This window comes from Desulfovibrio fairfieldensis (genome assembly GCF_001553605.1).
In the GTDB taxonomy this organism is placed as follows: domain Bacteria; phylum Desulfobacterota; class Desulfovibrionia; order Desulfovibrionales; family Desulfovibrionaceae; genus Desulfovibrio; species Desulfovibrio fairfieldensis.
Map to the genome: position 1 here is coordinate 483,909 of NZ_CP014229.1, position 23,277 is coordinate 507,185.

A 23,277-nucleotide genomic window follows, 5' to 3' on the forward strand; every position below is an offset into this window, starting at 1 on the left:
GATTTGGAGGAAGGCTATCTCGATGAAATAATAAAGACTTTTATAGAGCAAAAAATTTTGAAAAACTTTACATAAAAAATTATATTGCACATTTATCCTGTTGACAGTATTCTGTACCAAGTGTTCATTGACAGTGCATCTGTCAATGAACACTTGGCATACGGCCCGTCAGCGCCCATTCCGGCGTCCATCCAAGTCGGACGGACAAACGGGAAAAGTCTTTTTTTCTGTTTTTTGTCTGTCCGCCCCGTTTATTTCGTGTTCTTTCTCCCTTTGTCCGGGACCAGAAAGCAACTGACGCTCTGGGCCGCCGCCAGCAGGGAGGCCTGCCCCAGATGGGCGTAGCGCATGGTTGTTCTGGGATCGCTGTGCCCCAGCAGTTTTTGCACCTCATAGAGCGAGTGTCCGGCATTGACCAGAAAGCTGGCAAAGGTGTGCCGCAGGTCATGGATGCGCACATCGGCAAGGCCCAGCCCGCGCCGCAGCCCGTCCCAGAAAAGATAGACGTCGCTGAGCGGCTTGCCCGGCGCATGGCCGGGAAAAAGCCACGGGCAGCCCGGCCCGCGCGGCAGGTCGCGGATGACGGCCACGGCCGCGTCGGACAAGGGGAGGTGGCGCGGCTTGCCGGACTTGGACAACGGCACGGTGAGCAGGCGCAGGTCCAGACGCACATTTTCCCAGCGGGCTTTGAGAATTTCGCTCTTGCGCGCGCCGGTGAGCAGAAGCAGCCGGATGGCCGCGGCCTCGGGCCGCGCGGAGCGCTCAAGCTCCCGCATGAGCCGTTGGGCTTCGTCCGGCGCGAGATAGCGTTCCCGTTGCAGATGAATTCTGAAGGGCGGCACGTCCGCGCAGGGCGATTGCCCGGCGGGCAGGACGCCATGCAGCATCGCCAGAGAGCAGACGCTCTTGAAGACGGCCAGAATACGGTTGCAGGTGGCCGGGCACAGCCCCTCCTCCGCCAGATCGCGCAGCCAGTCTTCCACTTCGCCGCGCCGGATGCGGTCCAGCCTCCGAGCGCCGAAGGCCGGGGAAAGGCGTTGCCGGGCAATGCGTTCGTCCACCCGCCAGCTCCGCTTGCGAAGCCGGACGTGCGGCAGGTAGACGGCGGCGACAAAGGCATCGAGCCGCAGTATGGCGGCCCGCGCGCCATCGCGCCGCCGGGAGTTTCCGGACGGGCGGCTTGTGGCGGAGTGCTGCGGACGGTGCTGGGCCATGCTGTTTTCTCCTGCAAAAGAGTTATAGGAAACGGGAGTATAGACAAAGAGCCCCCGCGAGAGAGCGGGGGCTCTATATACATGGTCTTATCTAACTATTGGAAAGGTTTTCAGAACAGATGCACGTGGGGAAGAATACGCGCAAACGGCCAGCCGCAAAGTCGGATTTTTCCGCGTGGGCGCGTTATACCATGAAATTTGCTTTGCTGTATTGAAATACAGATTAGCCTAATTTCCCCGTGCCTCGCCGTCAGAAAAAAATTTTATTTTTTGCGGATGACGTCGCGATGGGTCCGGCGGGACCTCAGGGCAGGCGCGGACCCTGCCTATCCAGGTTGAAGAAATTGCGGCCCGTGCGGCCCGCGCTGTTGAGCAGGGTGGTGGTCAGGCCCAGATAATCGGTGTTGCCGCGCCCGCGCAGGTATTGCGCCTCAAGGCTCGCGCTCTCGGCCTGGTTGCGCAGGCCCCAGGCCCGCAATTGCTGGTTGTAGGCCGCGTCCGCGCCCTGTTGTTGCAGGGAGAGCGCGTCCATCTCGCCTTTTTCCGCCGTGTCCAGCACGCGGTCCAGATTACCGCCCGCGTCCACTTGCGCGCCCGAGGACCCGGCTCCGGCCCGTTGCATTCCTATGATCCGGGCCGTCTCCTGCCGTTTGCGGGCCGCGTCCTCGGCTCCCCCCTTGCGGGCCGCGCGGGCTTCCTCGTCGGCGACCCGGGCGTTCTGCTCCGCGATTGCGGCATTGCGGGCCGCCAGTTGGGATTGATAGCGGGCCTGCTGTTTCTGGGTCTGCGCCTGCCGGGCGGCGCTTGCCGCGCCCGCCGCCGTTCCCGCCAGGGCCATGGCCGCGCCGATGATGGCGGCGGTGCCGGTTGCAATAGCCATTTATCGCTCCTCTTCGTGAGTAAGGGATTTGTGCCAGACGCTCTCGGTGTGCCGCGCGCCCAGGCGGCGGTAGAGCGCGTCGCAGGGGCGCGAAGCCGGGGAACTGTATTGGATGAGCCCCACGCCCCGCCTTGCCAGGCATTGTTCGGCGCGGCGCAGCAGGTTGAGGGCGGCCAGGCCGCGCCGGGCATCGGGCGCGAGATAGAGCCCGTCCAGGGCCGCCAGCGTGATGTCCGCCCGGTGCGGGCAGGGCAGCACGGTAAAGGCGGCATACCCGGCCAGCGGGCCGTCCTCATGCCGGGCCGTGATCACGGCCAGCATGCCCAGGCGTTCCAGGGCGGCATAGCGTTCCTTGTCCAGTCTGTAGGCCTGATCGCCGTGCAGGGCGGCTTCCACCTCGTCCCAGTGGGCCTGGGTCAGAGCCTGGACGTCGTCACGCACCCGCGCGAAGGTTTCTTCCTGAAAATGGAGCATGGCGTACCTCCGTCATTTTTCGCCGAAATCCACATCCAGCACCAGGGCCGCCAGCCGGAAGGGCAGGGGCCTGTCCTGCACCAGCCAGATCGTGGCCGAACTGGCCTGGCCGCCGCCGGGGATGCAGTCCACGTCGCCGGAAAAAGGGGCCACGGCCTCGCCCCAGCGCTCGGGCAGAAAGGGCAGGTCGTAGAGCTCGTCGCGGTTGGGGCCGTATTTGCCGCCCACGCTGCGGTGCAGGCGCAGGGTGCAGCGCCCGTGGGAGCGGTTGCGGCCCAGGGTGGAGCCGGACCGGGTGTCACTTTCCAGCGGCAGGGGCGAGAGGGCCGAGACAAAACCCAGCCCTGCCTGGACCACTTTGGCCGGATAGGGCAGCTCAATACGCCCGTTCCGCGCCACGCAGCCCTCCACCGGGCTGCCGTCGGCCAGCACCGAGAGTTCCCGGCCTTCCAGGTGGTCCAGGCCGTCCACCAGGGTGGAAGGATTTTCCCGCCGGATGGTCAGGCCGCAGTCCACGAAAAAGGCCTCGGACACGGGCGCGTCGTCCCGCCACTGGCCAGCCAGACGCTCCAGGAAAAAACGTGTTTCGCCCTGAATCCGCCGTTCCACGACCAGGAGCAGCACGTCGCTGTCCCGGCCGGAAAGCGCTGTCACGGAGCGCACGCGCCCGTCCGTGATCTGGCGCGACCAGCCCCAGATGTCGTGTTCCTTCATATAGGTGAAGGCCAGCAGCAGGCCGTCGTCGCGCGCGATCCAGATGGTGGAGCCCGGCGTCTGCTGGTAGGCCCATTGCTTCAGGCTGTGGCCCTCGAAAAGATGCGGGGCCAGAATGGAAAGATCGTTGCCCGCGTAGCCGTCTTTTTCCAGGGAGTAGAAAAGGTCGCGCACGCGGCCGCCGTGGCGTTGCACATGCAAAATGGAGTTGCCGATGATGATGGGCGCGAGCCCGGCGCTGCCCCAGTAGGACTGGGCCGTGATGCTCACGCTGTTGGGGGTGATGGCCGCGCCGTCGCCGCCTCCCCCGGCCTTGTACTCGCTGCCCGAGGTGCCCAGCAGCAGATCCCCGAAGCTGGCCGCCCAGGTGATGGCGTCAATGGAGCCCGAGGCGATCAGGTATTCCACGGGATCGTCGTCCTGAAGCGGCCGGGACTTGCGGAAATTTTCGAAATCGCCGGTACGCGACATGTAAAAGGCCTGGGGCGCGGCGGGCGTGGCGGCCAGGACCATGCGCTGCTGGTGGAAGGCCACCACGCCGGGATTGTTGTTTTCGGCAAAGGGGTTCCAGTCTTCGCGCGGCGTGTCGGCGGTGTCGGCCTGGTAGTTCTGGTCGCTGAACGTGGTGCTTTGCGAGATGCCGATAAAGCCGAAATACCCGGCCTCTTCCCGGTAGATGTTGTATTCCGTCGCGCCTTCCACGGCTTGCCAGGAAACGGCGGCGCTGTTGCCCTGCACCCAGTCCGAGGGGTGGCGCGCGCCAGCGCCCTCGCCGGCGGCCGAAGGCAGGGACTGGCGGCCCTTGTCGTCCACGGCGGCCACCTTGTAGCGCAGGGCGTAGGAGCCGCCGCTGCCGGAAAAGGCCACCGAGGGCGCGGCCGGGGCGGGCAGGGACGTGTTCAGGACCACTTCCTCCAGGCTCCAGGCATAGCCGCCGGTTTCGCTGTCGGCGGCGTCCCGGCGCACCACCTTGTGCAGGGGGTAGCGGCGGTGGGCCAGGTAAATCACGTCGCCCGCCTGGGCGTGGGAGAGCTCCAGGAGGTCTTCGGCCGCGTATGGCGCGGCAATGGGCGGCTGACTGCCCACAAGGCCGTCGGCGTCGGCGATGCGCAGGCTTTTTTCGCCGAAAACAAGCGCGAAATTCTGTCCGGCCTCGGCGCTGAAACTGAACGGGATCAGCACCGCATAGCCGCCCAGATCCGCCAGAAAGCGGGTGCCGGGGCGGCGGCTCACGTCGCCGTGCAGGCCGGGCAGCATGTTTTCCATGCAGGCCACGCAATTGTGGTAGCGGGACAGATCATAGCGGGCGGAAAGGGTGGGGGCCACCTCGCCGCCGGTGAAGTTTTGCAGGGCTATGCGCATGTTCTGTTTCTTACTGTTTGCTGCTGCTGGTATAGTTGCGAGGCATGAAACTCTCCTGTTGGCAACATTTGATATTACAGCTATATCTGGAACATCGGAGGCCGTATGCTGCTGTTTGACACCGGAAAGAAGCTGGAAAAGGCCGTGGGTGAGGAAGCCGCCCTGATCATCATTGGAGCCCTTGAGCAGCTCAATGAAGAACAGAAGAAAGACCTCGCCACCAAGGGAGACGTTTTTGCCGTCAAGGCGGAACTGCGCGAGACGGAGTTGCGCCTGCAAAAAGAAATTGAAGTGGTGCGCAAGGAAATTAGAGAAGTCGATCTGCGCTTGCAGGCCCAGATCAAGGAATCGGAAATGCGCCTGCTCAAGTGGCAGATCGGCGGCTGGGTCGCGTTGGCCGCCATCATGGCCAAGGGTTTTGGCTGGCTGGGTTTTTGATTACGCATCTTTCCCCCATCTCAAAGTGGCTCCGACGGCAAGGTTTTGCGGGACTACGCGCATAGCGACCTCTTACAGCCCCAAAGCCTTGAGAATGATGCCCGCCATGCCCTCGCCCTGGGCTTCGGCCCAGGCGTAAAGCCGCTCGGCTTCGCCCAGGCTGATGTCTTCCGGTCCGGGCTCCTCGTAGACCCGTTCCCACTGCCCGCTTTCCCGGTTGTAGCGGCCCTGCGGCATGTCCGCCGGTCTGTCGGCGATGGCCGTGTCTCCGGCCCCGCGCGGCATCGCGGCGCAGTACACTTCATTCTCGGGCGTCAGCCAGGTAAGAATTTGCATTACACGCCCCTCCGTCGCAGGCTGAGATAGTAGTTGGCCTTGTTGCTTTGCGTATTCACGGACGGCGAGTTCCAGGACGCGCCGTTGTAGTGGCTGATGGCGTGGTTTCCCGTGACCAGCACCACGGCGTCGCTTTTCTGGTACACAACTTCACCGGTGACGCAATACCCGCTGCTGTACCAGCCGGACAACTCGCCCAGCCTGCGCTTTCTGACCTGGTAGTCCTGCTCTTCCTCCACACAGCCGTCCACGGAAAAGGGCAGATTGCCGAAGGGCACCGGGATTTCGGCCTCCGTGCCCACTCCCAGCGGAATGGGGCCGATGCTCCACACCTCGCCCGCGGCATAGCTGGAGATGCCCAGCACTTCGGGCCTGGCGTCACGGAAGGTGAACAGGGCGGCTGTGGCCGTGTGGCCGTAATCCCTGTACAAGGGGACGTCGTTTTTGGCCGGGAAATCCAACCTGTACATGCTGAATGCCGTGGGATTATCGTAGCTGAAGGACTTGTATGCCCGCAGGTTGGGGCTGGAGCCGTTGGGGCTGACGCCCTCAAACATCATGCCCCCGTCATCCGCAAAAGCCGTGCGGTCTATCAACATCACCCAGGGCTGCCCGTCCTCATTGCCGCCGGACAGCCTGAATTTACAGGGGAAGGCGTTCCACGAAAACGTGCCCACGCCGGGCGTGAGCATCAGGCGCTCAAAAGCCATGGGGCGTTCCAGCGCGATATGGATAAAATGTTCGGTTGTGGCGTTGTTGGGCGAACCATAGACATTGGCCCCGCCGTCACCGAAATTGAACAGGCTGGCGGCTGTGGTGTTGCCTGCGTATGCACCGTCAGACCCGTAACCTTCGGGCAGCACATATTTGGTCGGCTGGTTGAGCCAGGTGCCCCTGGGCTGGTCGGTCATGAGGTGCTCTTTTCGCCCGGTATCCACATGTCCCACGGGCAGCATGGGCGTTTTCAGCCACGCGCCCGTATCCGCTTGCCATTCCTTGACCACGCCCTCCGCAGCGTCGTACCACAGGGTTTTGTCGGGAATCGGGCCACGGTTGAAAACCGGGGGCACGGCATAATCCCGCCCCTGGTACAGGGCCGTGCCCAGGGTGACGCGCAGATTATTGAGATGCCCGTACCATTGGTGGCTGCCCGAGTGTATCCAGCGGCCCAGAAACCAATAGCGGTAATTGGGATTGCACAGGGAGACGTTGTTGAACGCGCCGAGGCAAACGCCGTCCACATGGATGAACAGGCTGGAATCGCGTTGGCTCACGGAAACCGTATGCCATGTGCCGTCAACGGCATTGAACGGCACATGGTAGCACCAGCTGGTGACGGTTTTGCTGCCCCAATGCAGGGCTAGGCATTTTTTGCGGTTGTGATAGGCCAGCGTCCAGCCCCGGCTTGTATAGTATCCGTTATCATAGAGGATAAAATAATCGTCGGTCGTTTCCGGGGCCGGGCCGTTCCACTTGAAATCCAGCTCCACGGTGCATTCGTTGCTGTAGGGATGGGCGTTTTTGCCGAGCAGGGATGCCGTCAGGTCGGCATTGGGGCCGATAAAGCTGTCGCCGCCCGCAAACCTGTAGCTGGAGGCCGCGCCCCGTGGCTTTTCCGTGGGGTCCACCCGCATGTTCTGGAAGTACAGCGGATGGTTCCAGGCCCCCTGGTTCATCTCGAACATGCCGTTGGGCACCGGATCGTAGGCCACGGTGTGCCGGGATTGCAGCAGGGCGAAACACTCTTTTTCAATGTCGCCGCGCGTGCCGTAGTGCAGTTTGCGGGTGTCCGCGTACAGAAAGGCCGCATTGCCGGGCAGGGGCACGGCCCTGTCCGCGTCCAGATTGTCCGGAAGTCGGCCGGTGCCTGCATCGGCCGGGACGACGTAGATGTAGTTGCGGCTCATTTCCGCCAGCTTGCGCCCGTCAAAAACGACGTGCTCCGTGACCTTCACCGGATGATCCAGGGTGCGGGCCGTGCCGTCCGCGCTCAGGCCGCAGGCCACGGAGGCCGCAAAGGGCGTTTCGGGCGTGGCGTACAGGGCCAGGTCGTATTTGTGCAGGCCGGGAATGACCGCCTCGTACAGGCGGATGACGGAAAGCTGCGAGTACGCGCCGCCGTGGTTGCTTTCGATATTGATGCGCACGCGCCGGTAGGCCGTGGCATTTTCCGTGAACCAGTACATCCGCCCGTTGTCCTTGAGATTGTCCGGGCTGCCGCGCAGGGCCTGATCATTGTCGCGGCGGTAGATGTCCTCCCAGAGACCGCTGCTTTCATTCCAGCCCTGAAGCTGCCATTTCCGGGGAAAATACTGCGGCGAGTTGTCGAAATTCTGGAGATAGAGGCCCGTGAGCACGTGCGCCCGGTCGGCAAAGGCGTATTCCCACTGTCCGCTGGTCACGGTGTTGGGCGTCAGCCAGCCTGTGGACTGGTAGACAAGCTGATTGCGCAGGGGCTTGGTGGCCCGGTATGAGGTGCTGTATTCCCCGCCGGCGCTGACCGTGCCGCGCTTGCTGATGTACACGCCGTCCTCGTGCTGCATGTCAATGAATTCCTGGCCCACGAGGTAGGCCGGATAGCCGTCCTTTTCCCGACCGGCAAGGATGACGTTGCGCAGGCGCTGGGGATTGGTGTTCTCCATGCCTTTCTGCCAGGCGTTGAGGCCCAGGTTGTCCCGCGCTCCCTGGGCCGTGTCGGCCCCGGTGCCTCCGTGCGCCACGGCCAGGATGCCGTGCCGGATGCCGGACGCGTTGACGAGCGGGGCATTTTTTGCCGCGTCGATTTCCAGGCCGTCGCCCGTATTGAGGTCCAGGGTGCCGTCCTCCATGACAGACAGGCCGTGACGGGGTTTGACGCCGCCGATGTGCCCGGGCGTGGCCGGGCCGTTGTTGCTGGCGTCCTCGGCGCGCCCGGCCCAGTATTCGGCCTCGGCGGCTTCGGCCGCCGAGCGGTTGGCGTCGGCAGCGGCATTTGCCGCACTTTGGGCCGCCCGCGCGGCACTGTCGCCCGCAGCCCCGGCGGAGGCTCCCGCCGCGTCGCGGGCGGCCTTGATGTCTGCCACCACCTCTTCCGGGCTCTGCTCGCCGGTGGGCGGCATGATCACCGCGCGGGAGAGCTGTTCCAACAGCTGCTGGCGCTCGGCGGCGGCCTGATCCAGGCCATCCTCCATGACTTGGGGGTCAAAGCGCGCGCCGCTGACCAGATCGATATCCTGGCTGAAGGGCATGTTGCGCACGATGGCCAGCTTCCAGCCCACGGGCAGCGGCGTACCCTCGTGCAGATAACTGAGCGTGCCGCCGGTGTCGGTCAGCGCGGCGGTCCAGCCCGTGGCCCGGCTGGTTTTGCCCTGGGGCGAGGTCAGGCTGACCACCAGTTGGGATTCGTCCCAGACCCGGAAGGAAAAGGGAAATTGCGTGGCCGCGCCGTTGCCTTCAAAAAGCGCGCGGCTTGCGCTGTAGGGCATGGTCATAACTAGCTCCTTTAGGGGCGCATTTCTAAATTGTCCTTTTGCCCTTTGCCTGCGTCAGGATCGCCCCGTGCGAAGGTCGGGTTTGAATATACTTCCTTCGCCCAGGGCTCGCCTTGCTTTAGCCGTAGGCGAACTTGTGAGCCGTACGGATAAAGAGAACCGCTGGGCGGCTTATGGATGACGACAGCAACGATAGGCTGAGGGCAGCGTCAGCTTTGAAATTGGCACAATTTTAAAGCGAATCTGCTCTAGAAACCGCCCCCAGAGCAGTTCACGCATGGAATGCGTCAACTACTCCACGTGGCAAATACTCTAAGGTCAGAGACGTTGCCGCGCCTCCAGCCAGGCGTCGGCCGCCGTGCGTTCGCGTCGCTCCGAGGCCGCTGCCTGGCGGGCCTGGGGCAGGCTCTCGGCATAGAGTTTTTCCAGTTCGCCCACCTTTTGGCTGTTATTCTTGAGCAGGGGCACGGCAATGAGGGCCGCCAGCTTGCGGGCCAGCATGTGGGCGAAAAGATCGTCGAACAGGCGGCTGTTTTGCACGTCCTCGGTGTAGAGCAGCAGGGCGCGGGCGGCGTCGGTCACCAGAAGGGAGGCCGTGCCGTCCGTATTCTGGGCCAGACTGAAGGGGCGGGGCGCAATGCCCTCGTGGCGCACTTCATGGACCCTGAGGCAGTTGTCCGGCAGGGCGTAGGCGAAGCGGAACTCGCGCTCGAAACCCTCGGGCAGGGGCAGGCGCGCCAGCCAGGACCGGCGCTGGGCAAAATTCCAGGGAAAGTCACGCAGCGTTTGCCGCCGGGCGGAATCCCAGTACAGGCGGCATTGCAGGGCCTCGGGCGTGTTTTCACGCTCCGACGCCACGGTGCGCGTGCCCAGAAAGCCCAGGGCGCGGTTCCAGATGGAGATTTGACTGATGGTCATGGGCATCCTTTGGGGTATGGTGCTTCCGCCCCGGAGGGCGGCGCAGGCCGATTATGACCGGGCGAAGCGGATCGGCGGGACAGGAGTTTTGTTCGTCGGCAAGGAAAACAAGCGGCCCGCCGCAGCGGAGTGTAGCCGTCTACACGACCGGGGCGGGCCGCGCTGTTTGACGCGGGCAGCGGGCTAGGGCCTGTTAACGCTATGCCTTTTTGCCCTCCTGCCGCGTCAGATTTCACCTGCTTTTTCGGTCGAGTACCAGAAGAGTACACTCCCTCAAAGCAGGTTTATCTTCCTTGCAGGCGAACAAAAATTCTATAGTGTTAACAGACCCTAGAGCGTTTTGATATTGAAAATATCTTAACGTGCTGTGCGGATTTTCACGGAAAATCCGCACCGTGAAATTATCGCAAGGCGAATTTACTTCGCCGTTAAGCGATAATTTTAAGCGCAAAATGCTCTAACGCCGAACACGGTGAGGCGCGCCGCGAAGACCGACCCGACGGGCGGCCCGTAGGGTCGTGCCTGTAGCCCAAAGGGCGTACAGGCATCGAGAGCAACGCGGCGTGGATTCCGGAAAAGCGACCGAAGGCAGCCCGAAGGGCTGTCCCCGTTGGCGACAACGGAGCCATACGGGGATCGCCAGCAGCGCCGCGTTTTTTGCCGGAATGAACCCTTTGAACTGTGTAGCGTTTCAAAGGAAATCTGCTCTAAAGAACGGAACGCCGCCTTATTTTACCTGCAGGGCCGGTTCATACGGCATATCCTCCTCCCGCAGCAGGGCCGCGAAAAGCCTGCCCGCGCTCACGCTTTTGCCGCTTTGCGGCGTAAGCGTAAAATTGAGGCGCAGCCAGGGCTTGCGCACGCCCTGGGGCAGAAAGCGAGGCCCCAGACGGGCGCCGAGGGCAAGCTGCGCGCCTGCGACGGTCCAGGCCGCGCCGGGCACGGCGGACCAGGAATCGCCCACCGCGTCGGGCGCGTCCGTCGCGTCGGCCTCTTCCAGGCTGAAGGCCAGGCTCTGCACCTCTTCGGATGAAAAGGCTTCAGTGATGGACACGCGCAGGGGCATGGGTTCCATGCGGCCCGGAATCTTCAGGGCGGTGAGGGCCACCGCCGGGCCTCGGGCGTCGGCGGTCAGCGGGCCTTCGAAAAAGACGGCATTGCGGTCGATGATGGCCATGAAAGCTCCTTGTGTTCGTGTGGAGGAATGGTCCGGGGCAACTGTCTTACACAGCGCTTTCGCCGGAAAGCACGGCGTCGCATTGGCGCACGGGGCGTCCGTGCAGCACGGGCACGGCCTTGGCGTCGAAAAATTCGCCGTACTGCAACTGCACGTTGCCCGCGTCGGAACTCTGAAGTTCCAGGGCCGTGAGCACGTCGGCGTTGGCGTACCAGACGGCCTTCTGGCGCAGATGCTGGGGCATGCGGTTCTTGGCTTCGATGGTCAGCTTCTGCAAATCAATGAAGCCGCTCTGGCCTTTGCGCTTGCCCAGATCCTTGACCGGCAGGTTGGCCACGCGCACCACGCCGCGCCAGTCGCGCACGGCCAGGCCGCAGCGCCAGTTGTACTTGTCGCCCACCACCTGGTATTTGCGGCCGTCCGGGTCCTGAGCCATGTAGGTCCGGAGATCCTCATGGGAGAGACCGCCGCTGCTGCCTTTGGGGTAGATGCCGTGCACGGCCTGGGCCCCCCAGGAAATCAGCCAGAGCGAAGTGCAGCCCGCCTCGTCGCGGCCGCCCGCGTCCAGCACGTTGTTGGCGTCGCGGGCCGGGTAGCGCATGGCCAGGCCGTTGAACTCGTCGGGATTGAGATTGCTGTCGCCGTAAAAGAGGGTGGCGGCCACCTTCTGGCGCATGGCCTCGGCAAAGGCCACCCCCTCGCTCATGCGGAAGGATTTGTCCCGGCTGCCGTAGAGGCGCAGTTCCTCCACGTCCAGCTCCATAATGGCCTCCAGAATGCCGCAGCCTTCCTTGACCTGGCTCCATTGCGACTTGGAGGGCGGCGTGCCTTGATAGAGCCGCCGCCAGTAGACTTCGGGCAGGCCCGTGCGGATGCGGGTCAGATGGCCGTCGGACTGGTTGGACTCCATCCAGAGCACGTCGTCCATGATGTCGTTGGTCTTGTTCATCAGTTCGATGATCTGTCCGGCCTTGCCGCCGCGATAGAACTGCTCCATTTCAGCCAGAGAAACCACGAAACCCAGAGAGTTGGACATAGCTATCCTCGTTCGGGAAGTGCTGCGTAATGGTCTTTTTGTCCTCTGCCCGCGTCCGCCTCACTCCGTGCGACGGTCGGGTTTGAATATGCTCCCTCCGCCCGGAGTTCGCCGTCCTTGGCAGAGAACAAAAATCTTCATCAATCAGCGCTTCCCTGGTATGAAAATGTGTGTTGTAGGGTGCGCCTGTCAGTTTTTCTGAACGGTTGTTCCAGAGGCTGATATTTTTGTCCGCCGGCAAGGCACGCAAACGGGCCGCCGAAGGGAGTGTAGCCGCCTACTCGACCGAGGCGGCCGCGCCGCTTAACGCAGCCGACGTCACAAAGATCAGCCTCTGGAGCTCCAGCCCGCGTACATGCGCTCTTCTAGCGGGGCCATATCGCCCCCCGGCTGGCCCAAAGCAGGAGTATCCTCCATGAGCGCATCGGCCATGCGGTTGAAAAAGCGGATCACCGCCGGGTGATTGCCGTAGCCGGATTGCTCCAGCAGGCGGCCGATGCTCTTGTCCTGGTCGAAACGGTCCAGGGCCAGCTGGGCACGGGCCACGGAGGCGGTCAGATTGTCGCCGCCCAGTTCGGAATCTCCGGCCACATCCTGCCGCCACTGCTCAACCTGGCTCTGCCAGCGCGTGCGCTGTGCGCTTTCATGCTCGCGCAGCCGGGCCATGAGGCGTTCGCTGAACGCGGCTTCCGGCTCGGAGGACGCCGGAGAGGCCGCAGCGCCCGGCCCGCCGGAAGGTTCCTCCGGCTCCGGGGCCGTCGCACCGACCCCGGACGGCCCGGGAGTGGGTTCATCCGGAAGAAAGCCGGGCAAAGGAATGTCGGTTTCAGATGCCATGATCGTCCTCCTTGGTTTGCAGAAGTCGGGGCAGGTGGCCGGGATCGGCCTCCTGCAACAGCCGCAGCAGGCGCATGCCCACAAAGCGGCGGCCTTCGGCGAAGACAAGCCTGTGGACCTCCGGGCTGTCGCCGTCCCCGGACGGGACCAGGGCCTGGAAGCACTGGCAGACCTGGATCAGCCAGCGCAGCAGGCAGCGGCCATCCGGTCCGTCCATGAGCGTGTCCACGGCGGCTCGCAGCCGCCGGTCCAGCAGCGCCCCTTGGCGTTGGGACCGGGCCTCGCGTTGCGGGGCCTGTTCATAGGGAGCAAAGACGTCCATCAGCGAAGTTCCTCCGTGGGCGCGGACGGCGTCGGCGTGCCGCCTGTTGCCGGACCGCCCGCCGTCACCCGGCGCAGCAGGCTGAGCAGGCCGTCCAGCACGCTGCCGTCGCCGCCGTCTGTCCGCGCCTGGGCCAACGGGCTCTGGGCCAGGGTTTTGAGCAGGCCCGCCGCGTCCCCAAGCTGTTTGCCCAGGGTCTCGCCCTGAACGGCCCGGGCGCGGGCGTCCCTGAGGCTCTGCCGCTCCTCGGGCGGCCGGGTCAGGCTCACGGGCAGGCCCAGACTTTCGGCGTAATTGTCCAGCAGATTATCCACGTTGAGGCTGTCCAGGGCTTCGGGCCAGGCCGTGGAGGCCCTGAGGGTCAGGGCCAGGTACTGGTCCGCCGCGCTCACGCCCACCAGTTTCTGGGCCTGGGCCAGCAGGGAGACGAATTCCACCTTCAGGCGGCGGCCCGCCAGTTCGGGCGGGCAGGGCGGCAACATGTCCAGGCCGCGCATGAGTTCGAAGGTACGGTCGATGAGCGGAATGAAGAGCTCGTCGTGCAGGCGTTCCAGCACCGGCCCGATGAGCACCAGCTTTTCCTCCTCACGGGCCGCGATTTCACTGGCCGTGACCTGGGCGCGGCCTTCCAGGATCAATTTGAAGAGATCGTTGTACAAACCGGCGCGGATCTGGTTCTGCACGGCCTCCATGGCCTTGCGGGCCGTGGCCAGATCAGGCCGGACCTGGAGCAGGGGCGTGGCCGCCAGAGGGCTCTGGCCGGGCAGGCTGTCCACGTAGTTGATGCCGCCGGGCGTGAGATCCAGGCCCACGGCCCTGAGTCCTGCGGAGACGCTCATGGGCGGGTCCACGGCCTTGTGAATGGCTTTGAGCGTGGTGATGCCCATCTGTTGCAGCATGCGGCAGTCGGGCAGGGCGTCCATGGCCGGGGAGCGGCCGTAAACATCGCCCCCGGCCGTCTCCCAGCGCGGCCCGAAGCCGGGAAAAGCCGTGAAGCCGGATTCCCGCAGGAGATGCTCGCCGCCGTCGCGGCCTTCCAGCCAGTGCACCGAAGCCACGGGCATCCGGAGCGCGTCCATATGCCCGGGCGCGCGGCCGGAACGGGGAAAAACCGCCTGGATCACCGTGCGCCGCTCTTCGGGATTGCGGCGGGCCGTCTCGCGCAGGCTGTCGGGCAGGGACGCGGTTCCGAAGGCTTCCTCGATCTGGCGCAGGCTCATGGACGCGCGGCGGAAGACCGTGTCCACCCGGCGGCGGGCGTTGCAGTCCAGCGCGTATTCCCCGGCGCAGAGCGGCACGAAGCGGAAGCCCCAGCGCGGATCAGCCAGCTCGAAGGCAAAGGCCGTGCCGAAGGTGCCCAGTTCCGCATAGAGGGTATGCATGGCGTTGTAGAAATTGGAACGCTGGAAGACCACGCGCATGCGCGCCGCCACCTCGTCCAGCCAGGCCTGGCCGGCGCGGCTTTTGGCCAGGTCCGCGTCGTCCAGGGAGAGGCGGAACCATGGGCGTGCCGGGCTGGTCAGGCCGCCCTGGAGACCGGCGGCCAGCACGCGCATGGCCAGGATGCCCGTGGCGTCCACCAGGCGGCTGTTGAGCATGGGGCCTTCTTCCGTCTGCCCGCCGTCATTGTCCGCCGGGCGCAGACGGCAGCGCGTGGGCAGAAAGTGGTCGGCCAGACTCTGCCATGCCGTGTCCCAGGGAGCGCGTCGGCGCAGCAGCGCGCGGTGGCGGCGGGCCGGTTCGCGCACGTCGGTTCCGCGTTGCGCGTCTGCGGGCGCGGCTTCGTGCCCGGAGGGAGATGCGCTCATGGCTTACTGCCCCAGCAGGGTTTTGCGCGTCGTGCTGTCCGCGCGGTTCAGGGGGCTGGTGTAGATGGACCCGCCGATGCCCGCGGCCTTGGCCGCCTTGTCCCTCTGATTCTGACGGGCCGCCGTGGCCGCTTCGGTGACGGGTTTCTGCACCTCCTGCTTGGGCGCGGGCGTGGGCTCGGGAATGCTGGGCGTACCGCCTCCTCCAAATCCCATGATGACCTCCGGATGTCGTTGTGTGACCATGTTCAGATCTTTTTAAGAGCAATTTCAAAGTGAAATTGCTCTGGAGGCTGCGGAAGCAGCCGCCCGCCGCGAAGACATAAGCGCGATTTACTTGTGCTGTTAACTGCCGGAGCGGGCGTCCTCAAAACTTTGGGATTGTAAAATCTCAAAGTTAATCCGCGCTGGTGCAGAGCACCAGCACGCCGTCCACATAGCGGCCTTTGCGGGCGTGCCAGCAGGCCTTGGGCAGGCGGGCCAGAACGCGGAAGCCGCAGGCGGAGGCCAGCCGCCATGCGTGGCGGTTGGGGGCCGGACAGACGCCCATGATGGACGTGCAGTCCTGATGCTTGAACAGCCAGGCGAAACCGCCGCGCGCCTGTTGCGCGGCCACGGAAAAGCCCGCCCGGAAGGCCGTGAAATCAAAATGCCAGACGCGGTAGGGCTGGCGGGTGAACAGCCCGCAGCCCAGGATTTGTCCTGTCTCGTCCTCGCAGCACAGCAGCACCATGCCGTCGCGGCAAGCGGTCAGGGCCAGCCAGTCCGCCAGGCCGGGCTTTGCCCGGGAGCTCATGGCGAACGGCAGCAGGCCCTCGGCCTCCATCTGTCGAAAAAGGGCCGCGCGGCCGCGCTTGTCCAGGCATTGCCGGTAGATCAGTTCCATCAGCGCGTTCCTTTCTAAGAAGCCGTATTTTGCGCGCGCGGCGCGCAGTTCGCCCCTCTCCTCGGCGGGGACGGAAAAATTTTCATCCCCGCCGTGAAAGGTGTCAGAGGTACAGGCCGTTATTCGCGGTCACGCCGGGCAGGGAGCCCGGTAACACCGCCCCCCCGCTGATCAGGCAGGCCTGCTGAACAATATTGTACTTCCGCCCCGTGATCGTCGAACAGCCCGAGAAATCCACGGACGCCGCAATCCACATACTGGCGCTGCCGCGGGCGCGTACAAAACCGTACTCGGTGGTTACGGCCCCGAGAGTATGGAATTTCGTGGGCCCATGAATAAGAATATGGCCGTTTGTGCTGTCAATCACCGCCTGATACTTCCCCGGATTCAGAAACAGTTCAGCGCCCTCCAAAAAACGAATGTGGCCGCCCCAGTTGGCCTGAAGCGGAGATTCTCCGGATTGGCCTGGCTTGAACCCCAGTTTGCCGTTGATGCACAGCCAACCGACTGAGACGACATAGGGAATGCATACATTTTTAAGTGTCAAACGGGTTCCCTCGGCATTGTATATTCTGCCGAGAATTGTCGTTTCGTGGGAGATGCCCATAATGCCTAAGGCTAGGAATGTGGCATAGCTATGAATGTAGATATTTATGTCCGGATATGCGGCCTCTGGATCATCCAGGTCCGCGAAATGGATCGTCGCAACGCGCATATTACAGCCGTCATATCGCGACAGGGCCAGAATGGCGTCCTCATAGCTCTTCACCGCTGTTTCCGGGCTCAGGCCGTCGCCGGATTCGGCAAGGTTGCCGTTGACATAGATGTGCATGTCGTGATCCACGCGCTCGCGGCCGGTGGGCGTCGGGACGGGCGCGGGCACAAGGCCGCTGGCGTCCACGGCAAGGCCGAAACCGTGCACGGGCAGCATGGTGAGCTGGGGATGGCCGCAGCCGCATTCGTTATTCTGAGACATGGAAGGCTCCTTGGCTGGTTGCATGTTTTTGACAGTGACGCGCCGTGTGGGCGGCGCGGAATCATCAGCGGCCTCCTCCCGCCGGTTCCTTGAAAAAGTTGTATTCCGTGCGTGCGCGGCGTGAGGCGTTGCGCGTATCCGGAACCGGACGGAAGCCCGTGACCGCGTAGCGCAGCGCGTCGGCCGCGTGGCTGGCCCAGTCGTGCAGGGGTCCGGAGGCCGGAACCTCCAGGCGCGGCCTCCAGAGCCGCCGGTAGGAGCGCAGGGCCTTGACTCCCCGGGCGCAGTGCGCGGCGTCGAACCAGAGCCGGGGCAGCATGCGGCGCGTGGCGTCGATGCCGTCGGCCAGGGAGAGCGCCGGGGCCACGCTGAAACAAATTCCCAGGCGGCCCGCGCTTTCCAGGCGGCTTTGGCCCGTGCCCAGCTCGCGCACGCGGATATCGCGCGGGGCCAGATGCCGGCCGTAGCAGAAGCCGCGCCCCAAGCCGTTCTCGCCCTGGCCGGGCGGCAGGGCCTTTTGCCGCAGCACATGGGCGTAATGGGCCAGGCCCTCGCCGCTGGCCTCGTAATAGTCCAGCATGCGCCACTGGCCTGAGGGCTCTACCTGGAAGAACCAGATGGCCGTGGCGTCGTCCATGCCCAGGTCCCAGGCCGTGTGCACCGGCAGATCCGGCGCCGGGGAAAGCGGCGTGACGCGCCCCTCGCGTTCGGCCTGGTCCAGCAGGGCGGCATAGTAAGCCCCGCGCACGGCCGCCGCGAAAGAACATTCAAATTCCTGCCGGTACTCGGCTTCGTCCATGCTGCGGTGGGCGGCGGCCAGTTCCGTTTCCGGCAGGTAGCCGGTCTGTGAGGCCGGGAAGCAGAAGCGCGACCATTGCCCGTCACTATCGGCCCCGGCCTGCTGCCAGACGTCGTAGAGCAGATTGTCCGTGCCGTGCGGCGTGCCGCAGAACAGCGCCCGGCCCCGGCGATCGGCCAGCATGGGCCGCAGCACCTGGCTCCAGACCCGGCGCGGCATGTCCGCCGGTTCATCCAGCACCAGATCGTCCAGGTAGAGCCCGCGCAGGGCTTCGGCGTTGTCCGTGCCCAGCAGGCGGATGCGCGCGCCGTGGGGCAGGATGCAGGTCAGCTCGCTTTCCAGAAAACGCGTGCCCGGCACGGCTCCGGCGAAATGTTTGCAGTAATCCCAGGCCACGGCCTTGGCCTGGCCCAGGAAGGGCGCGGCATAGGCGGCCCGCCAGTCCTCGCGTCCCCGGCGCAGGGCCTCGCGGATCAGGTCGTTGACGGCGGCCACGGTTTTGCCGAAGCGGCGGTGGCAGAGCAGCACGCAGAAGCGCGTGCGTTCTTCGTGAAAGCGCCATTGCAGCGGGCGTGGGCAATAGGGGATCACGCAGGGCATGGCCTTACTCGTTCGTGAGGTTTACGGGTTTCGCGGCGGCTTTGCGGGCCGTGGACAACGTGCCCGGTCCGGCGGCGGAAGCGCCCCGTCCACTCTGTCCGGCGGAACCGCCCCAGACCACCACCAGACGCCGGGCGCTCTGTTCGGCCGGGGCCGCCAGTTCCCGGAGTGAACGCAAAATTGCGTGCAATTCCTTGATTTCCCTGACGATATCAATGCTCTTGTCCGCGATTTCAGCTTCATTCAGGGTGCGGCTGAGCAAATCCAGGCGTTTTTCCAGACTGTCCAGAAGGGTCTTAGGCAAGGTGTTCGGCAGGGACGTCCCGGCACGCGCGGATCCGGCGGCGTTGGCAGCCATCAGCGCGCGCTCCCGCTCAGCGGCGTGCCTACGGAGCAGTGTGGGCCGGGCAGCAGACGGAGGCGGTCTTCCTGGCGGTCCAGGCCGTGTTCCAGGCGTTCCAACAGGCGGTCCAGGCCGGAAATGCGCGCGTTGAGGGCCTGGATTTCCCCGCGCAGGGCCGCCAGTTCTTCGTGCAGACCGGCCAGGTCATCGCCTGCGGGCATCTGCCGCAAATGTTCCTCCAGGGCGCTCAGGCGACGGGCCGTGGCCGATTCGCGCCGGGACTCGCGCTGGAGATGGAGCAGATAGTCGTCGTTGCGCACAAAGGCCCGGCGCAGGCTCCAGAGCGCCCAGGCGAACAGGCCCTGGACGATGAGGATCAGCAGTGACGCGCCGGGAGAGGTGAAGATGTCGGTAAGCATGAAAACTCCAATGTGTTGGTGAAGCACCGGGTAATGAAGATTTTTGTTCTTTGCCGGGGGCGACGAACTGCGGACGAAGGGCAAAAGACCATTACTCAGTGCTTCATTGGAGCGTTTTGATATTGAAAATATCTCAACGCTCTGTGCGGATTTTCACGGAAAATCCGCACCGCGAAATTATCGCAAGGCGAATTTACTTCGCCGTTAAGCGATACTTTCAAGCGCAAAATGCTCTAACAGCCCAAACCCAGCATGCCCAGCAGCAAGGCCATGATCTGATCCAGCGCCGAGGGCGGCAGGCTTCGGCCCCAGTCCGGAAAGAGCAGGGGGATCACGATCAGCCGTCCCGCCACTTCCCAGGCAAAGAGCAGGGTCAGAATCCAGCCCAGAAAGGATCGCCAGAGCCGCAGGCGGCTGGAAGGCGCGCCGCCCACTTCCGCTTCGTTGATCCGGCTCTGAGCTTCGTTCTGGCGGTCGCGGTCCGGCAGAATTCTGCCCGCGCCGCCGATGACGCCGCCCAGCAGTTTTCCCAGAAGAGCCCACATCAGGCGGCCCCCCGTTCCAGTTCCGCCAGGTACTGCGCCAGGGCCCGCGCGCGGTTGCGCCAGCCGGGCAGAAAGGCCTTCATGGAAGGCCGCCGGGCCGCCAGGTCGCGGTAGAAGGTCTCGCGCAGGCGCAGGCTCAGCCGTGCCGCGTAAAAGTCCAGGTGAGCCCCGGCCAGGGCTTCGGCCAGCTCACGGGTGCGCGGGCCCATGATCCCGTCCTCGGCAATGGGGCTGTAGTGGTCAAGCTGGGCTTCGCCCGTGGTGTTCATGGCCTGCTGAAGCTGGCGCACGGCGCGCGCCGGCCCCATATTCACCGCGCCGTCGTAAAGGGCCACGGCCAGCGGCAGGGGCAGGGCCTTGCAGGACAGTTTGTCCCAGAAATGGGTTCTGAACAGCGCGGCGGCCTGGGCTTTGGTGCAGGCCCGGATGTCGTCGGCATCCACGTCGCCGTCCGTGTCCAGGTCCAGGCTGTGCCAGCCGCACCGGGTCGTGGCGCGTTCCCGGCAGCCGTCGCAGGAGCGGAGCAGACGGCGGCACTCTTCACGGGCCTGCCGGGCCAGATCCTGTACCCAGCGCAGGGAGACGCCGTGGTTGGTAATGCCGCCCGGATCGGACGGGTGATCGGACAGGCCGCCCTCCCAGCGGGCGGTGAAGGCATGGGCCAGTTGAAAGGCGTCGGACATGGTGCGCTCCTTGGCGGAATTTGGGTTGCCGCCGTGAATTCCGGCGGCCGTGAGGAGAACATGCCAAAAAGTCCGGCGCGCGTAAGAGTGAAAGGTTTCAGTAAGGCCAAAGCCTTGCACGGCGAGGGGCAGCTGGTTTCAGGGGGGCCGACTTCCCCGGAAATCAAAAAAAAAGCCCGCGAAATCGCGGGCTTAAAATTTTTTTAAGGTTGGTTTTTCCTGAGATCGACAATGATTACATGCTGTTGTCCTCATTTTTCGCGTCGTCGCCGGTTCCGGCCAGGGCCGCGGAATCGCCCAAGCGGTAAAGCACACGGGCCTTGGCCGGGGCCGAGGCTTCCTTTTTGAGGATCTGCCAGATGCGCCGGTCGGACATGTCGTGGCGCTGGGCCAGGGCCGCCACGGCGGCCGTGCTGCTCAGGCCGTGGCCCGTATGGCGGCTGAAGCCCTCAATGATCTCCCGCTGGCGCAGCTTGCCCAGCAGGGCATTGCAGCGCGGCACATAGACCCGCGTCCCTCCGAAAGCGGCCATAAGCTTGCGCAGGCAACGCAGGCCCAGGCGGCGGCGCAGAGGACTGTCGCGCTTCGGCTCCTGCCGGGGCACGCGCAGGTCCTGGCCGCCGTAGGCATGCAGCACGCGCCAGAGCTGGCGCGTATCGCGCAGGGCGTCCCAGAGCTGGCGCACGTTGTTCGGCAGATGGAGCAGAATTTCCTCCCATTCCCGTTCCTCCTGGGAGAGGCGCAGGGCATGGCCCCAGGAATCGCGCCCCCGCGCCAGAGGTGGACGGCCCGGACGGGATGCGGCCTTACTGGCGTACATGGCAGGCCTCCGTCACGGCGGCGGGCCGGGGCGCGCTTGACGGCGGCAGCGGCGCGGCGGGGTCGGCGATTTCCCCGCATCCGTATTCTTTCAGCGTTCTTGCGAGCAGCCGCAAATGGTCGCTTGCCAGCCGCAGCACGGGCCGCTGGCCCGCGCGGGCCTCAGTCTGCAAAAGTTCCAGCACAGCGCTCAGGTTTTGGATTTCATCGCGTAGTTCGGACATGCTATGCTCCCTCATGAAAGTTTCCCGGTATGTGAAACTGTTTCCATATGGATTATAGATTTTTATGTTGTATTGCAAGAAAAATGTTCATATATAAAAGAAAAATTTTAATTTTTAAAATAATTCCATCTGATACGCGTGAAAATATCCCCGGCCGGGTCACGCCCGCCAGGTCGCCTCCGGGCAAAGGCATTGTGGTTATTTCAAGGGAAACCTTGCGTTACAGATAAAACCGGTTTATCTTCACTAAGAACAATGCCTATTCTAATATATTTTTCCGATTTTTTCCAAAGGAAAAATTGTTAATTTCCTCAGGAGGTTTTCCCTAACTCCCTTGGGTCATTAACCAGCGCTTCTTTAGCTTAAAAACGAGAGCCTTATGAAAACAGCTCCTCTCTCTTCCGGCGGCCTGCATAGCGGTTTCGCCGAGCGTCTGCGTCAGCGCCGCGTGCAGCTCGCCCTGCGCAAGCAGGATCTGGCGGCCCAGGTGGGCGTGAGCCTGACCACCATTCAGCAATATGAAAACGGGCAATTGCCCAAGGGCGAATTTGCCGTGCGCCTGTCCGAGGCGCTGCGCTGCTCCCTGGACTGGCTGCTGGCGGGCAAGGGCGACGCCGACGGCGATGTTCTCGACACGCCCGAAGCGCGGCTGGTCATGGTGCCCATGGTGGAGGCGCGGCTTTCGGCGGGCACGGGCAGCTTTGAAACCGGCGGCGAAATCCTGCGCCATTATGCCTTCCGCTGGGATTTTCTGCACCGCAAGGGCAATCCCGCCCAGATGGTGCTGCTGCGCGTGTCCGGCGACAGCATGCAGCCGCGCATCCTGCACAACGATGTGGTGCTCATCGACCAGTCCCAGAGCGATCCCGTGCCCGGACGGATCTATGCCGTGGGCGTGGAGGACATGGTCTATCTGAAGATCGTCAATGCCATGCCGGGCAAGCTGATCCTGACCAGCGTCAATCCGGACTATGCCCCGATCGAGGCGGATACCTGCGAACAGCTGGCGGATCTGGTGCGGATTATCGGGAGGGCGGTGTGGGTGGGCCGCGAACTGGACTGAGAGGCAGCCCGTTGCGCGACGAACGGCTGTTTCCGGCGGCGGTATGAGAGAATCGGGCAAGGATTGGAGAGGATCGGATATCCATTTCGTTGGCGGACAGTTGTAATGTCGGTGCTGTAAATGCATTCCGGGATGCTCCGGCATCCCAAAGGAGACAGGTATGAGCAAGCACCACGAATGTTCCGTCAATACGGCGCGGCGGCGTTTCTGCAAGCTGGCCGCCGCCGGGCTGGGCCTGCTGGCCGCGCCCGCTGTCCTCGGTTCCGGCGAGGCCGGGGCCGCGGCCCCACAGGGCGGCAGGCATCTGATTGCCTACTTTTCGCGTACCGGCAACACCCGGACCATCGCCGGGCAGATTCAGGCCGCGGCGGGCGGGGAGCTGCTGGAGCTGCGCACGGTTACGCCCTATCCCGAGGACTACCGCGCCACCACGGAACAGGCCAAAAAGGAACTGGCCTCGGGCTACAGGCCGCCGCTGCAAACCACCCCGCCGGACCCGGCGGCCTATGACGTGATTTTTGTGGGATCGCCCAACTGGTGGGGCACCATTGCGCCGCCGGTGATGACCTTTCTGACAAGCGCGGATTTCTCCGGCAAGACCATCGCGCCCTTTGTCACCCACGGAGGCAGCCGCCTGGGCCGTGCCGTGGAGGACATCAAAAAGCTCTGCCCCAAAGCCACTGTACTGCCGGGCCTGGCTGTCTACGGCGAGAGCGTGGCGGATGCTCAGGAAATTACAGCTGCCTGGCTGCGGCGCAACGGTCTGGCGCGCTGAGCAGGCGATGCGCGGTTTTCTCCCCTCGGGACGCATTGTCGAAATACGCTGATCAGGATAGAATGCACCTTTCTGATCAAGGTAAAATCTTTCCCGCATTCCGGCCGGGCCGCGCGGACTCTTTCCGCTCCGGTTCCGGCCGGGAAGCGCATTTTCTTC

General features: G+C 64.1%; 26 protein-coding genes. 4 read left to right on the top strand and 22 right to left on the bottom strand.

Annotation, left to right across the window (positions count from 1 at the left end):
- Window positions 1-251: 251 nt before the first annotated feature.
- The 4 genes from AXF13_RS02035 to AXF13_RS02050 form a co-directional block, all read right to left on the bottom strand.
- A complete protein-coding gene (locus tag AXF13_RS02035) occupies window positions 252-1,214 on the bottom strand; it encodes a tyrosine-type recombinase/integrase (RefSeq protein WP_062251461.1) in 963 nt (320 codons plus the stop codon).
- 304 nt (window positions 1,215-1,518) lie between these two features.
- The gene (locus AXF13_RS02040) at window positions 1,519-2,094 is read right to left on the bottom strand and encodes a hypothetical protein (protein WP_062251462.1); all 576 of its coding nucleotides are present in this window, start codon (window positions 2,092-2,094) and stop codon (window positions 1,519-1,521) included.
- Complete coding sequence (locus AXF13_RS02045) at window positions 2,095-2,568, bottom strand: GNAT family N-acetyltransferase (protein WP_062251463.1); 474 nt, start codon at window positions 2,566-2,568, stop codon at window positions 2,095-2,097.
- 12 nt (window positions 2,569-2,580) lie between these two features.
- Window positions 2,581-4,644, bottom strand: a complete 2,064-nt coding sequence (locus tag AXF13_RS02050; protein ID WP_062251464.1) for a phage tail protein — start codon at window positions 4,642-4,644, stop codon at window positions 2,581-2,583.
- Window positions 4,645-4,749: 105 nt separating this feature from the next.
- Here AXF13_RS02050 and AXF13_RS02055 point away from each other — a divergent pair, with 105 nt between their 5' ends.
- Window positions 4,750-5,082, top strand: a complete 333-nt coding sequence (locus tag AXF13_RS02055) for a hypothetical protein (protein WP_062251465.1) — start codon at window positions 4,750-4,752, stop codon at window positions 5,080-5,082.
- Between the two features lie 72 nt (window positions 5,083-5,154).
- Here the strand turns inward: AXF13_RS02055 and AXF13_RS02060 are convergent, their stop codons facing one another.
- The 16 genes from AXF13_RS02060 to AXF13_RS02140 form a co-directional block, all read right to left on the bottom strand.
- Entirely contained in the window at window positions 5,155-5,418 is a 264-nt protein-coding gene (locus AXF13_RS02060; protein ID WP_062251466.1) for a hypothetical protein, read from the bottom strand.
- Window positions 5,418-8,888 (bottom strand): hypothetical protein, encoded by a 3,471-nt coding sequence (locus AXF13_RS02065; RefSeq protein ID WP_062251467.1) that lies wholly within the window; start codon window positions 8,886-8,888, stop codon window positions 5,418-5,420. The genes AXF13_RS02060 and AXF13_RS02065 overlap by 1 nt, the downstream gene beginning before the upstream one ends.
- 318 nt (window positions 8,889-9,206) lie before the next feature.
- Complete coding sequence (locus AXF13_RS02070; protein ID WP_062251468.1) at window positions 9,207-9,806, bottom strand: phage connector family protein; 600 nt, start codon at window positions 9,804-9,806, stop codon at window positions 9,207-9,209.
- 727 nt (window positions 9,807-10,533) lie between these two features.
- Window positions 10,534-10,983: a hypothetical protein gene (locus AXF13_RS02080; RefSeq protein WP_062251470.1), complete on the bottom strand. Its 450-nt coding sequence runs from the start codon at window positions 10,981-10,983 to the stop codon at window positions 10,534-10,536.
- 46 nt (window positions 10,984-11,029) lie between these two features.
- Complete coding sequence (locus tag AXF13_RS02085; protein WP_062251471.1) at window positions 11,030-12,019, bottom strand: major capsid protein; 990 nt, start codon at window positions 12,017-12,019, stop codon at window positions 11,030-11,032.
- 327 nt (window positions 12,020-12,346) lie between these two features.
- On the bottom strand, window positions 12,347-12,856 hold the full coding sequence (locus AXF13_RS02090) for a hypothetical protein (protein WP_190276369.1): 510 nt from the start codon (window positions 12,854-12,856) through the stop codon (window positions 12,347-12,349).
- The gene (locus AXF13_RS02095) at window positions 12,846-13,178 is read right to left on the bottom strand and encodes a Bbp19 family protein (protein WP_062251472.1); all 333 of its coding nucleotides are present in this window, start codon (window positions 13,176-13,178) and stop codon (window positions 12,846-12,848) included. Before AXF13_RS02095 ends, AXF13_RS02090 begins: the two co-directional genes overlap by 11 nt.
- Entirely contained in the window at window positions 13,178-14,986 is a 1,809-nt protein-coding gene (locus AXF13_RS02100; RefSeq protein WP_062251473.1) for a portal protein, read from the bottom strand. The genes AXF13_RS02095 and AXF13_RS02100 overlap by 1 nt, the downstream gene beginning before the upstream one ends.
- A gap of 3 nt (window positions 14,987-14,989) precedes the next feature.
- A complete protein-coding gene (locus AXF13_RS02105; RefSeq protein ID WP_062251474.1) occupies window positions 14,990-15,202 on the bottom strand; it encodes a hypothetical protein in 213 nt (70 codons plus the stop codon).
- 181 nt (window positions 15,203-15,383) lie between these two features.
- On the bottom strand, window positions 15,384-15,872 hold the full coding sequence (locus AXF13_RS02110; protein WP_223299956.1) for a GNAT family N-acetyltransferase: 489 nt from the start codon (window positions 15,870-15,872) through the stop codon (window positions 15,384-15,386).
- 103 nt (window positions 15,873-15,975) lie between these two features.
- Window positions 15,976-16,848 (bottom strand): hypothetical protein, encoded by an 873-nt coding sequence (locus tag AXF13_RS02115; protein ID WP_062251475.1) that lies wholly within the window; start codon window positions 16,846-16,848, stop codon window positions 15,976-15,978.
- A gap of 64 nt (window positions 16,849-16,912) precedes the next feature.
- Window positions 16,913-18,247 (bottom strand): terminase large subunit domain-containing protein, encoded by a 1,335-nt coding sequence (locus AXF13_RS02120; RefSeq protein WP_062251476.1) that lies wholly within the window; start codon window positions 18,245-18,247, stop codon window positions 16,913-16,915.
- A gap of 4 nt (window positions 18,248-18,251) precedes the next feature.
- Window positions 18,252-18,605, bottom strand: a complete 354-nt coding sequence (locus tag AXF13_RS02125) for a hypothetical protein (protein WP_062251477.1) — start codon at window positions 18,603-18,605, stop codon at window positions 18,252-18,254.
- On the bottom strand, window positions 18,605-19,009 hold the full coding sequence (locus tag AXF13_RS02130; protein WP_062251478.1) for a DUF2730 family protein: 405 nt from the start codon (window positions 19,007-19,009) through the stop codon (window positions 18,605-18,607). Before AXF13_RS02130 ends, AXF13_RS02125 begins: the two co-directional genes overlap by 1 nt.
- A 233-nt stretch (window positions 19,010-19,242) precedes the next feature.
- The gene (locus AXF13_RS02135; RefSeq protein WP_062251479.1) at window positions 19,243-19,554 is read right to left on the bottom strand and encodes a hypothetical protein; all 312 of its coding nucleotides are present in this window, start codon (window positions 19,552-19,554) and stop codon (window positions 19,243-19,245) included.
- Window positions 19,554-20,237 (bottom strand): glycoside hydrolase family 108 protein, encoded by a 684-nt coding sequence (locus tag AXF13_RS02140; protein ID WP_062251480.1) that lies wholly within the window; start codon window positions 20,235-20,237, stop codon window positions 19,554-19,556. The genes AXF13_RS02135 and AXF13_RS02140 overlap by 1 nt, the downstream gene beginning before the upstream one ends.
- Here AXF13_RS02140 and AXF13_RS16405 point away from each other — a divergent pair.
- Window positions 20,211-20,444 carry a hypothetical protein gene (locus AXF13_RS16405; RefSeq protein WP_150116053.1) on the top strand — a complete coding sequence of 78 codons (234 nt, stop codon included), beginning with the start codon at window positions 20,211-20,213 and terminating at the stop codon, window positions 20,442-20,444. The two genes, AXF13_RS02140 and AXF13_RS16405, sit on opposite strands and share 27 nt — an antisense overlap.
- Window positions 20,445-20,472: 28 nt before the next feature.
- On the opposite strand, the gene AXF13_RS02145 is transcribed toward AXF13_RS16405, so the two are convergent.
- Together AXF13_RS02145 and AXF13_RS02150 are read right to left on the bottom strand one after the other, a co-directional pair.
- Entirely contained in the window at window positions 20,473-21,057 is a 585-nt protein-coding gene (locus tag AXF13_RS02145; RefSeq protein ID WP_062251481.1) for a Mor transcription activator family protein, read from the bottom strand.
- Entirely contained in the window at window positions 21,044-21,280 is a 237-nt protein-coding gene (locus tag AXF13_RS02150) for a hypothetical protein (RefSeq protein WP_062251482.1), read from the bottom strand. Before AXF13_RS02150 ends, AXF13_RS02145 begins: the two co-directional genes overlap by 14 nt.
- Before the next feature lie 379 nt (window positions 21,281-21,659).
- Here AXF13_RS02150 and AXF13_RS02155 point away from each other — a divergent pair, with 379 nt between their 5' ends.
- Window positions 21,660-22,343, top strand: coding sequence for an XRE family transcriptional regulator (locus AXF13_RS02155; protein ID WP_062251483.1), 684 nt, complete (start codon window positions 21,660-21,662; stop codon window positions 22,341-22,343).
- 160 nt (window positions 22,344-22,503) lie between these two features.
- Complete coding sequence (locus tag AXF13_RS02160; protein ID WP_062251484.1) at window positions 22,504-23,118, top strand: flavodoxin; 615 nt, start codon at window positions 22,504-22,506, stop codon at window positions 23,116-23,118.
- Window positions 23,119-23,277: the final 159 nt, after the last annotated feature.